General features: G+C 66.6%; 10 protein-coding genes. All 10 read left to right on the forward strand.

Annotation, left to right across the window (positions count from 1 at the left end; genetic code table 11):
- Positions 1 to 92: 92 nt before the first annotated feature.
- The 10 genes from ACTJI4_RS10145 to ACTJI4_RS10190 all read left to right on the forward strand — a co-directional run bounded on the left by ACTJI4_RS10145 (position 93) and on the right by ACTJI4_RS10190 (position 10,401).
- Complete coding sequence (locus ACTJI4_RS10145) at positions 93 to 1,103, forward strand: N-acetylornithine carbamoyltransferase (protein WP_392921258.1); 1,011 nt, start codon at positions 93 to 95, stop codon at positions 1,101 to 1,103.
- A 51-nt stretch (positions 1,104 to 1,154) separates the two neighbouring features.
- Positions 1,155 to 2,348 (forward strand): argininosuccinate synthase, encoded by a 1,194-nt coding sequence (locus ACTJI4_RS10150; protein ID WP_392921261.1) that lies wholly within the window; start codon positions 1,155 to 1,157, stop codon positions 2,346 to 2,348.
- Between the two features lie 9 nt (positions 2,349 to 2,357).
- Positions 2,358 to 3,446, forward strand: coding sequence for an acetylornithine deacetylase (locus ACTJI4_RS10155; RefSeq protein WP_392921264.1), 1,089 nt, complete (start codon positions 2,358 to 2,360; stop codon positions 3,444 to 3,446).
- Between the two features lie 73 nt (positions 3,447 to 3,519).
- Entirely contained in the window at positions 3,520 to 4,848 is a 1,329-nt protein-coding gene (locus ACTJI4_RS10160) for an acetylglutamate kinase (protein ID WP_068853209.1), read from the forward strand.
- Between the two features lie 3 nt (positions 4,849 to 4,851).
- Positions 4,852 to 5,451 carry a GNAT family N-acetyltransferase gene (locus tag ACTJI4_RS10165; RefSeq protein ID WP_440869280.1) on the forward strand — a complete coding sequence of 200 codons (600 nt, stop codon included), beginning with the start codon at positions 4,852 to 4,854 and terminating at the stop codon, positions 5,449 to 5,451.
- The gene (gene argC / locus ACTJI4_RS10170) at positions 5,448 to 6,404 is read left to right on the forward strand and encodes an N-acetyl-gamma-glutamyl-phosphate reductase (RefSeq protein WP_392921270.1); all 957 of its coding nucleotides are present in this window, start codon (positions 5,448 to 5,450) and stop codon (positions 6,402 to 6,404) included. The genes ACTJI4_RS10165 and argC overlap by 4 nt, the downstream gene beginning before the upstream one ends.
- Before the next feature lie 12 nt (positions 6,405 to 6,416).
- Positions 6,417 to 7,715 (forward strand): argininosuccinate lyase, encoded by a 1,299-nt coding sequence (gene argH / locus ACTJI4_RS10175; RefSeq protein ID WP_392921273.1) that lies wholly within the window; start codon positions 6,417 to 6,419, stop codon positions 7,713 to 7,715.
- A complete protein-coding gene (locus ACTJI4_RS10180; RefSeq protein ID WP_392921276.1) occupies positions 7,712 to 7,972 on the forward strand; it encodes a YciI family protein in 261 nt (86 codons plus the stop codon). Before argH ends, ACTJI4_RS10180 begins: the two co-directional genes overlap by 4 nt.
- 13 nt (positions 7,973 to 7,985) lie before the next feature.
- Entirely contained in the window at positions 7,986 to 9,137 is a 1,152-nt protein-coding gene (proB, locus tag ACTJI4_RS10185; protein ID WP_440869281.1) for a glutamate 5-kinase, read from the forward strand.
- Between the two features lie 16 nt (positions 9,138 to 9,153).
- The gene (locus ACTJI4_RS10190) at positions 9,154 to 10,401 is read left to right on the forward strand and encodes a glutamate-5-semialdehyde dehydrogenase (RefSeq protein WP_440869282.1); all 1,248 of its coding nucleotides are present in this window, start codon (positions 9,154 to 9,156) and stop codon (positions 10,399 to 10,401) included.
- The last annotated feature ends 39 nt before the right edge of the window (positions 10,402 to 10,440 follow it).

Below are 10,440 nucleotides of genomic sequence, written 5' to 3' on the forward strand. Positions count from 1 at the left end.
CAGCCCCCGCGCTGGGTTTTTTCGTTTCTACGATTTGAAAAGTTGCATTTGTACCCTTTCTTCCATTGAAACCCGCCTCAAAGGATCGATCGATGTCCCTGAAGCACTTCCTCAACACCCAGGACTGGAGCCGTACCGACCTGGATGCCCTGCTGACCCAGGCCGCGCTGTTCAAGCGCAACAAGCTGGGCGACGAGCTCAAGGGCAAATCGATTGCCCTGGTGTTCTTCAATCCGTCCATGCGCACCCGCACCAGCTTCGAGCTGGGCGCCTTCCAGCTGGGTGGTCACGCGATCGTGCTGCAGCCGGGCAAGGATGCATGGCCGATCGAGTTCAACCTCGGCACCGTGATGGATGGCGACACCGAAGAGCACATCGCTGAAGTGGCCAAGGTGCTGGGCCGCTATGTCGACCTGATCGGCGTGCGCGCCTTCCCGAAGTTCATCGACTGGGCGCAGGATCGTGAGGACATCGTGCTGAAGGCGTTCGCGAAGTACTCGCCGGTCCCGGTGATCAACATGGAAACCATCACTCACCCGTGCCAGGAACTGGCCCATGTGATGGCGTTGCAGGAACACTTCGGCACCCAGGACCTGCGCGGCAAGAAGTACGTGCTGACCTGGACCTACCACCCCAAGCCGCTCAATACCGCCGTGGCCAACTCGGCGCTGACCATCGCCACCCGCATGGGCATGGACGTGACCCTGCTGTGCCCGACCGCTGACTACATCCTCGACGACCGCTACATGGGCTGGGCCGAGCAGAACGTGGCCGAGAACGGCGGCTCGCTGAAGATCAGCCACGACATCGCCAGTGCCTACAGCGGCGCCGACGTGGTGTACGCCAAGAGCTGGGGCGCGCTGCCGTTCTTCGGCAACTGGGAGCCGGAAAAGCCCATCCGCGACCAGTACAAGCACTTCATCGTCGACGAAGCCAAGATGGCCATGACCAACAACGGCGTGTTCAGCCACTGCCTGCCACTGCGCCGCAACGTCAAGGCCACCGATGGCGTGATGGATTCGGCGCAGTGCATCGCCATCAACGAAGCCGAGAACCGCCTGCACGTGCAGAAGGCCATCATGTCGGCGTTGGCTGGCCGGTAATCGCGCGTTCCACCCCGTTTTTCTTACAACCCCACTTCGGACCCGACCCCCATGAGCAAGAAAGACATCGTCCTGGCCTTCTCCGGCGGACTCGACACCAGCTTCTGCGTGCCCTACCTGCAGGAGCGCGGCTACAACGTGCACACCGTGTTCGCCGACACCGGCGGCGTGGACGACGAAGAACGTGATTTCATCGAAAAGCGCGCCGCCGAACTGGGTGTCACCAGCCATGTCACCGTGGATGGTGGCCCAGCCATCTGGAGCGGTTTCGTCAAGCCGTTCGTGTGGGCCGGCGAAGGCTACCAGGGCCAGTACCCGCTGCTGGTGTCCGACCGTTACCTGATCGTCGATGCCGCGCTCAAGCGCGCCGCCGAACTGGGCACCAACATCATCGCTCACGGCTGCACCGGCATGGGCAATGACCAGGTCCGCTTCGACCTGGCCGTGAAAGCACTGGGCGATTACCAGATCGTCGCGCCGATCCGTGAAATCCAGAAGGAACACACCCAGACCCGCGCCTACGAGCAGAAGTACCTGGAAGAGCGCGGCTTCGGCGTGCGCGCCAAGCAGCAGGCCTACACCATCAATGAGAACCTGCTGGGCCTGACCATGTCCGGCGGCGAGATCGACCGCTGGGAAGCTCCGGGCGAGGGGGCCCGCGGCTGGTGCGCACCGCGCAGCGAGTGGCCGGCCGAAGCGCTGAATGTCACCTTGAAGTTCGTCGAAGGCGAAGCCGTTGAACTCAACGGCAAGGCGCTGCCGGGCGAGCAGATCCTGGCCCAGCTCAACAAGCTGTTCGCGCCGTATGGCGTGGGGCGTGGCGTGTACACCGGCGACACCGTGATCGGCCTGAAGGGCCGCATTGTGTTCGAGGCCCCGGGCCTGGTCTCGCTGCTGGCCGCGCACCGCGCGCTGGAAGATGCGGTGCTGACCAAGCAGCAGAACCGCTTCAAGCCGGACGTGGCGCGCAAGTGGGTGGAGCTGGTGTACGAAGGCTTCTACCACGACCCGCTCAAGACCGACATCGAAGCGTTCCTGAAGTCCTCGCAGGCCAAGGTCAACGGCGAAGTGGTGCTGGAAACCCGTGGCGGCCGCGTCGATGCGGTGGCGGTGAAGTCGCCGCACCTGCTCAACACCAAGGGCGCGACCTATGCGCAGTCGGCCGATTGGGGCGTGGAAGAGGCGGAAGGATTCATCAAGCTCTTCGGCATGAGCTCCACGCTGTACGCGCAAGTAAACCGCTGAGGGCCGGGCATGTTGGAACAGACGCTCAACCACCTGCAGGCGCTGGTGTCCTTTGACACCCGCAACCCGCCGCGTGCGATCACCACCGGTGGCATCTTCGATTACCTGCGCGCGAACCTGCCCGGGTTCACCGTGGAGGTGATCGACCATGGCGATGGCGCGGTCAGCCTGTATGCGGTGCGCGGCACGCCGCGCTATCTGTTCAACGTGCACCTGGACACCGTGCCCGATTCCCCGCATTGGAGCGCAGACCCGCACGTGATGCGGCGTACCGATGACCGGGTGATCGGGCTCGGCGTGTGCGACATCAAGGGCGCGGCCGCCGCACTGGTGGCTGCGGCCAATGCCAGCACCGGTGATGCCGCGTTCCTGTTCTCCAGCGATGAAGAAGCCAACGATCCGCGCTGCATCGCCGCGTTCCTGGCCCGTGGCATTCCGTATGAAGCCGTGCTGGTGGCCGAACCGACCATGAGCGAAGCGGTGCTGGCGCACCGGGGCATCAGTTCCGTGCTGATGAACTTCGCCGGCCGCGCCGGGCACGCGTCGGGCAGGCAGGATGCGGCGGCCAGCGCCCTGCACCAGGCCATGCGCTGGGGCAACCGCGCGCTGGACCATGTGGACTCGCTGGCGCATGCCCGCTTCGGCGGTCTGACCGGGCTGCGTTTCAACATCGGTCGCGTGGAGGGCGGCATCAAGGCCAACATGATCGCCCCCGCCGCCGAGCTGCGCTTCGGCTTCCGCCCGCTGCCGTCGATGGACATCGACGCGCTGCTGGCCACCTTTGCAGGTTTTGCCGAACCGGAAGCGGCGCTGTTCACCGAAACGTTCCGCGGTCCCAGCCTGCCGGCCGGCGACATCGCCGAGGCGGAAAATCGCCGCCTGGCGGCACGTGACGTGGCCGATGCACTGGACCTGCCGATCGGCAACGCCGTGGATTTCTGGACCGAAGCCTCGCTGTTCTCGGCCGGTGGCTACACCACCCTGGTGTATGGGCCGGGCGACATCGCGCAGGCCCACACCGCCGACGAGTTCGTGACGCTGGAGCAGCTGCAGCGTTACACCGATGCCGTGCACCGCATCATCAGTGCCGGCGCCTGACCGAATGACGCCGTCGTGGCCCACCACTGACGGATCTCCCACCGCGGCCACGGCCGCCCGTGACGATACTGAAATGCCTTCTTCCCTCCAGCCCCACCGCCAGACCCGCCAGACCATCGTGCGCCTGCTTTCCAGCATGGCCAGCGCGAAGGAGATCAGCCAGTACCTCAAGCGCTTTTCACAGGTGGATGCCAAGCGCTTCGCCGTGGTGAAGGTCGGCGGTGCCGTGCTGCGCGATGACCTCGACGCACTGACCTCCTCGCTGTCGTTCCTGCAGGAAGTCGGACTCACTCCGATCGTGCTGCACGGTGCCGGTCCGCAGCTGGACGCGGAACTGTCGGCGGCCGGCATCGTCAAGCAGACCGTCAACGGCCTGCGCGTGACGTCGCCTGAAGGCCTGGCCATCGTGCGCCGGGTGTTCCAGGCCTCCAATCTGCAGCTGGTTGAAGCGCTGCAGCAGAACGGAGCGCGTGCCACCTCGATCACCGGGGGCGTGTTTGAAGCCGAGTACCTGGACCAGGACACATACGGCCTGGTCGGCGAAGTGAAGAAGGTCAATCTGGCCCCGATCGAAGCCAGCCTGCGCGCTGGTTCCATTCCGGTGATCACCAGCCTGGGCGAAACCCGCTGCGGCCAGATCCTCAACGTCAACGCCGATTTCGCTGCCAACGAGCTCGTGCAGGAGCTGCAGCCCTACAAGATCATCTTCCTCACCGGTACCGGTGGCCTGCTCGACGAAGAGGGCAGGGTGATCGACTCGATCAACCTGTCCACCGAGTACGACCAGCTGATGCAACAGCCGTGGATCCATGGCGGCATGCGGGTCAAGATCGAACAGATCAAGGACCTGCTGGACCGGCTGCCGCTGGAGTCGTCGGTGTCGATCACCCGGCCGGCCGACCTTGCCAAGGAACTGTTCACCCACAAAGGGTCGGGCACGCTTGTGCGCAAGGGCGAGAAAGTACTGCGCGCCACCGCCTGGAGCGAACTGGACCTGCCGCGCCTGAAGGGCCTGATCGAATCCAGCTTCGGCCGCACGCTCGTGCCGGACTATTTCGACAAGACCCGCCTGCTGCGCGCCTACGTCAGCGAGAACTACCGCGCCGCAGTGATCCTCACCGACGAAGCCGAAGGCGTGTACCTGGACAAGTTCGCCGTGCTCGATGACGCGCAGGGCGAAGGCCTGGGCCGCGCGGTGTGGAACGTGATGCTGGACGAAACCCCGCAGCTGTTCTGGCGCTCGCGCCACGGCAACCCGATCAATCATTTCTACTACGCCGAATCCGATGGCTGCTACAAGCAGGACCATTGGAAAGTGTTCTGGTTCGGTGCCGATGGCTTCGACCGCATCCGCACCTACGTGGACCATTGCGCCAAGCGCACCCCGAGCCTGGAGGGCTGACCCATGAACCATGCCGACTGGACCAAGGTCCCTACGCTGGACGGCCGGCATGCGCGGCTGGAACCGCTGCAGATGGCGCACATCGACGGCCTGCGCGGCGCGCTGGGCGACGGGTCGCTGTCCGCGCTGTGGTACGCGCAGGTGCCCAGCGCAAAGACCATGACCGCCTATGTGCAGGCTGCGCTGCACGACCAGGCCGCCGGCAAGGCACTGCCGTTCGCGGTGCTCGATGCCGACGGCAACGTAGTCGGCAGCACCCGGTACTACGCGCTGGAAGAAGAGGTGCCGCGCCTGAGCATCGGCTACACCTGGTACGGCCCGCACGCGCAGCGCACCGGGGTGAACACCGAAGCCAAGCTGATGCTGCTCACCCATGCCTTCGAGCGCCTGGAGTGCATCAGCGTGGCGTTTGAAACCAGCTCGCACAACGCCGCCTCGCGCGCGGCCATCGCCCGCCTGGGGGCCACCCAGGAAGGCGTGCTGCGCAACCACAAGCGCCACCCCGACGGCAGCCCGCGCGACACGATTGTCTTCTCCATCATCGATTCGGAATGGCAGGGCGTGAAGCGCGCCCTGCAGGACCGCCTGGACGCACACGCATGAGCACTTCCAAGATCTTTACCGTCGGTATCGTTGGCGCCCGCGGCCATACCGGCGCCGAGCTGGTCAAGCTGATCGCCGCGCACCCGCAGCTGGTGCTGGGCTTCGTGTCCTCGCGCGAGCTGGCCGGGCAGCGCGTGGCCGATACCTATCCCGGGATCGCCGGCGACCTGGCCTTCGAAAACCTCGATGCCGACGCCGTGGCTGCCAAGGGTGTGGACGCGGTGATCCTGGCCCTGCCCAACAACCTGTCGGCTCCGTTCGTGACCGCGCTGGATGCCGCGCGCCCGGACACCGTGATTGTCGATCTGTCGGCCGACCATCGCTTCGAAGGCAGCTGGTATTACGGGCTGCCCGAGTTGACCCGGGGGGATTACACCGGCCAGAAGCACATCAGCAACCCGGGCTGTTACGCCACCGCCATGCAGCTGGCGATCAGCCCGCTGCTGGACCAGCTGGCTGGCCCGCCGCAATGTTTTGGCGTGTCCGGTTTTTCCGGCGCCGGTACCACACCATCGGACAAGAACAACCCCGAACTGCTGCGCGACAACCTGATGCCGTACGCGCTCACCAACCACGTGCACGAGCGCGAAGTCACCGCGCACCTGCGCGTGCCGGTGGAGTTCATGCCGCACGTGGCCCCGCATTTCCGTGGCATCACCATGACCGTGAACCTGTGGCTGCAGCAGCCGCTGGCCCGCGAGCGGATCGTGGACGCTTACCGCCACTTCTACACTGACGAACCGCTGATCGAGATCCTCGACGAAGCACCGTGGGTAAGCCGCATCGCCGGCCGCCATGGCGTGCAGATCGGTGGCTTTGACGTGGCCCCGGGCGGCAAGCGCGTGGTGGTCGTAGCCACCTTGGACAACCTGCTCAAGGGCGCCGCCACCCAGGCCATGCAGAACCTCAACCTGGCCCTGGGCCTGGATGAACTGACCTCGATTCCGCACTGATTGGAGCACGACATGGCAGACCTTCTCTGGCAGAAGCCCGGCGTAGCGGTGGATGCAAAGATCCAGACCTTCCTTGCCGGCGATGACGTCATCCTCGACCGCGAGTTCTTCCTCTACGATGTGCAGGCCAGCAAGGCGCACGCGCAGGGCCTGGAGAACATCGGCATTCTCAGCGCCAGCGAGCGCACGGACCTGCAGCGTGAGCTGGATGTGCTGGCCGGCGATTTCCGCAGCGGTGCGTTCGTGCTCGACGAGCGCTTCGAGGATTGTCATTCGGCGATCGAAGCGCGCCTGACCGAACGGCTGGGCGATGCCGGCCGCAAGATCCACACCGGCCGCAGCCGCAACGACCAGATCCTGGTCGCCACCCGGCTGTGGCTGAAGGACAAGCTGCTGCAGGTCTCCGCGCTGAGCCGCGAAGTGGCCAAGGTCGCTCTGGACCGCGCTGAAGCGGAGAAGGACCTGCCGGTGCCGGGCTACACCCACATCCAGCGCGCCGTGGTGTCCTCGGCGGGCATGTGGTGGGCCGGCTGGGCCGAAGCCTTCATCGACAATGCCGTGCGCGCGCACGACACCTTCGCGCTGGTGGACGCCAATCCGTTGGGTACCGCGGCTGGTTACGGCGTGAACCTGCGGCTGGACCGCGCCCACACTACACAGGCGCTGGGCTTTGCGCGCATGCAGATCTCGCCGATCTACGCCCAGCTGTCGCGCGGCAAGTTCGAACTGGCCGCGCTGGAGGCGCTTGGCGGTGCCACCCTGGACCTGCGTCGCCTGGCCTGGGATCTGTCGCTGTTCACCAGCGGTGAGTACGGGTTCGTCGCGCTGCCGGCGCAGTACACCACCGGCAGCTCCATCATGCCCAACAAGCGCAACCCGGACGTGATCGAACTGATGCGCGCCACCCACGCCAGCGTGGCCGCCGCGCGTACCGAGATCGAGCAGCTGCTGTCGCTGCCGTCCGGTTACCACCGCGACCTGCAGGGCAGCAAGGGGGCCATCTTCCACGGCTTCGGCCGTGGCCTGGCCGCCCTCGAACTGCTGCCGGCATTGCTGGCCAACCTGGAATGGCGCGAAGACAAGCTGCGCGTTGCCATCGATTCGGGCATGTACGCCACCGACGTGGCCGTGGAAGCGGCCGTGGCCGGCGTCCCGTTCCGCGAGGCCTACAAGGCAGCGGCCGCGGCGTCGGACACTGCCGGGCAGGGGCGTACGCCCGAAGGCAGCCTGGCCGCGCGCGTGTCGCCCGGCGCGGCCGCCGACCTGCGGCTGGATGAACTGCGCGCGCGCTGGGCGGCGCTGCTGCCATGAAGATCTGCTATCTCGTACTGGTCACCCGCACTCCGGATTTCCGCGACGAGGTGGGGGCCGAACACGTCCGCTTCCTCGATGAGATCCGCGCGCGCGATCAGCTGCTGATCACCGGCGGCTTCACCGACAAGACCGGCGGCGCCTACGTGCTGCACAACGTGGCCGACCGCGCCGCCGCACAGGCCATCGTCGATGTGGATCCGCTGATCACCCAGGGCAGCGCCACCGCCACCGTCCACGAATGGTCCACCCGCTGAGGCAACCCCTGCGATGAGCCCGACCCGCGTGCAGTCCCCGTTCCCCGAACAGCCTGTACCGGGCTGGAAGCGGGCCGTGCTCAAGGTCGGCAGCAGCCTGCTGGCGGCCGACGGTGGTGGCCTCTCGCCCCGGCATGCACTGGGCCTGGCGCAGTTCGTCTCGGCGCACGTGCTGGCGGGGCGCGAAGTGGTGATCGTGTCCTCCGGCGCGGTGGCTGCAGGCCGTGCGATCGTGCCGCGCGCGATCGAGGCCGGCGCCGCCATGGCCGCGCGCCAGGCCTTGGCCGCGCTCGGCCAGGCGCAGATGATCGGCCTGTGGCAGCGCTTCTTCGAACGCCCGGTGGCGCAGGTGCTGCTCACCCACGACGACCTGCGCAACCGTCGCCGCTACCTCAATGCCCGCGCCACGCTCAACGAACTGCTGCGGCTGGGCGCGCTGCCGGTGGTGAACGAGAACGACACCGTGTCGGTGGACGAGCTCAAGCTGGGCGACAACGACAACCTGGCCGCCACCGTAGCGGCGTTGATCGACGCCGACATCCTGTTCATCGCCACCGACATCGACGGCCTGTACAGCGCCGACCCACGCCGCGATCCGCAGGCGCGGCCGATCCATGACGTACCCGAACTCACCCTGGAAGTGCTTGCCATGGCAGGCGGCGCCGGCAGTGGTGCCGGCACCGGCGGTATGCACACCAAGCTGGAAGCGGCGGCCAAGGCCGGCCGCGTCGGCATCGATACCTGCCTGTTCAACGGCCGCGATGGCGATGTGGTGCGCGCATTGGCGCAGGGCAGGTTGTTCGGTACCCGTATCCATGCCGGGCAGACCCGTGAAGCCGCGCGCAAGTATTGGTTGCGTCACGCGCCGCTGGAAGCCGGCGCCATCGTGGTGGATGCAGGTGCCGCCATCGCGCTGCGCGAGAAGGGCGCCTCGCTGCTGCCCGGCGGGGTGACCGCTGCCGAAGGCGATTTCCGCCGCGGCGACATGGTGCAGGTGCGGTTGCGTACCGACAGCGGTGAGGTGACGTTGGCGCGGGGCGTGAGCCAGTACTCGGCGAACGACATCCGCCGCGTGGCCGGGCGGCATTCGCGCGACATTGAAAGCGTGTTGGGCTACAACTACGGTGGCAATGTGATTCACCGGGATGATCTGGTGTTGGTGTGAGGAGACGAGAGAGCAGATGAACATCCGCGAACAAGCCCAGAAATGCCGCGCCGCCGCCCAGGTGCTGGCGCAGCTTTCCTCCGAGGCAAAGGCTGCGCTGCTCAATGCCATGGCCGACGCACTGGACGCTGACGCCGACGCCATCCTCGCCGCCAACGCGCTTGACCTCGCCGCCGCCGAAGCCAAAGGCACCGGCAGCGCGATGCTCGACCGCCTCGCGCTCAACCCATCGCGCCTGTCCGGCATCAGCGCTGCCCTGCGTGAAGTGGCCGCACTACCCGATCCGGTCGGCAGCATCACCCGCGACGACATCCGCCCCAACGGCATCCGCGTACAGAAGGTCCGCGTTCCACTTGGCGTGATCGCGATGATCTACGAAGCGCGCCCGAATGTCACCGCCGATGCCGCAGCACTGTGCATCAAGGCCGGCAACGGGGTGATCCTGCGCGGCGGCTCCGAAGCCATCCATTCCAACACCGCCATCGCCGGCTCGCTCAAGCGCGCCCTGTGCGTGGCCGGTGTGCCCGATGCCGCGCTGACCCTGGTCGAAGACCTGCGTCGCGAAACGATGCTCACCCTGCTGCAGCTCAACGACGTGGTCGACCTGGCCATCCCGCGCGGCGGCGAGGGGCTGATCCGTTTCGTGGCCGAACATGCCCGCGTGCCGGTGATCAAGCACTACAAGGGCGTGTGCCACCTGTATGTGGACAGCGCCGCCGACCTGGGCACCGCGCTGGCACTGCTGGTGGATGGCAAATGCAGCCGCCCCTCGGCCTGCAATTCACTGGAAACCCTGCTGGTCCACGCCGATGTCGCCGCTACGTTCCTGCCGCAGGCTGAAGCCGCATTGCGCGAACGCGGCGTGGAGGTGCGCGCTGACGCCCGCGCCCGGCAGTGGCTGCCGCAGGCCGTGCTGGCCACCGATGACGATTTCGCGGCCGAGTACCTCGACCTGATCATCGCCGTGCGCGTCGTTGAAGACCTCGAACAGGCGTTGTCCCACATCCAGCAGTACAGCTCGGACCACACCGAAGTCATCGCCACCGAAGACGCGTCCGCCGCCCAGCGTTTCATCAGCGCGCTGCGCGCCGCAGTGGTGATGGTCAACGCCTCGTCCCGCTTCTCCGATGGCGGTGAGCTCGGCCTGGGCGCGGAGATCGGCATCTCCACCACGCGTCTGCACGCGTATGGCCCGATGGGCCTGGAAGCACTCACCGTAGAACGCTTCGTGGTCCAAGGGACCGGCCAGACCCGCGCGCCATGACGGCGGGAGCGGGGGAGACGCACACCCGGCGTCCCCCCC

This window comes from Stenotrophomonas sp. 22385 (assembly GCF_052045085.1).
Taxonomy (GTDB): Bacteria; Pseudomonadota; Gammaproteobacteria; order Xanthomonadales; family Xanthomonadaceae; genus Stenotrophomonas.

What these genes read in the sequence shown, in the direction of transcription:
- ACTJI4_RS10145 (WP_392921258.1), top strand. Translation starts at nt 93, where the DNA reads ATGTCCCTGAAGCACTTCCTCAACACCCAGGACTGGAGCCGTACCGAC.
- ACTJI4_RS10150 (WP_392921261.1), top strand. Translation starts at nt 1,155, where the DNA reads ATGAGCAAGAAAGACATCGTCCTGGCCTTCTCCGGCGGACTCGACACC.
- ACTJI4_RS10155 (WP_392921264.1), top strand. Translation starts at nt 2,358, where the DNA reads ATGTTGGAACAGACGCTCAACCACCTGCAGGCGCTGGTGTCCTTTGAC.
- ACTJI4_RS10160 (WP_068853209.1), top strand. Translation starts at nt 3,520, where the DNA reads ATGCCTTCTTCCCTCCAGCCCCACCGCCAGACCCGCCAGACCATCGTG.
- ACTJI4_RS10165 (WP_440869280.1), top strand. Translation starts at nt 4,852, where the DNA reads ATGAACCATGCCGACTGGACCAAGGTCCCTACGCTGGACGGCCGGCAT.
- argC (WP_392921270.1), top strand. Translation starts at nt 5,448, where the DNA reads ATGAGCACTTCCAAGATCTTTACCGTCGGTATCGTTGGCGCCCGCGGC.
- argH (WP_392921273.1), top strand. Translation starts at nt 6,417, where the DNA reads ATGGCAGACCTTCTCTGGCAGAAGCCCGGCGTAGCGGTGGATGCAAAG.
- ACTJI4_RS10180 (WP_392921276.1), top strand. Translation starts at nt 7,712, where the DNA reads ATGAAGATCTGCTATCTCGTACTGGTCACCCGCACTCCGGATTTCCGC.
- proB (WP_440869281.1), top strand. Translation starts at nt 7,986, where the DNA reads ATGAGCCCGACCCGCGTGCAGTCCCCGTTCCCCGAACAGCCTGTACCG.
- ACTJI4_RS10190 (WP_440869282.1), top strand. Translation starts at nt 9,154, where the DNA reads ATGAACATCCGCGAACAAGCCCAGAAATGCCGCGCCGCCGCCCAGGTG.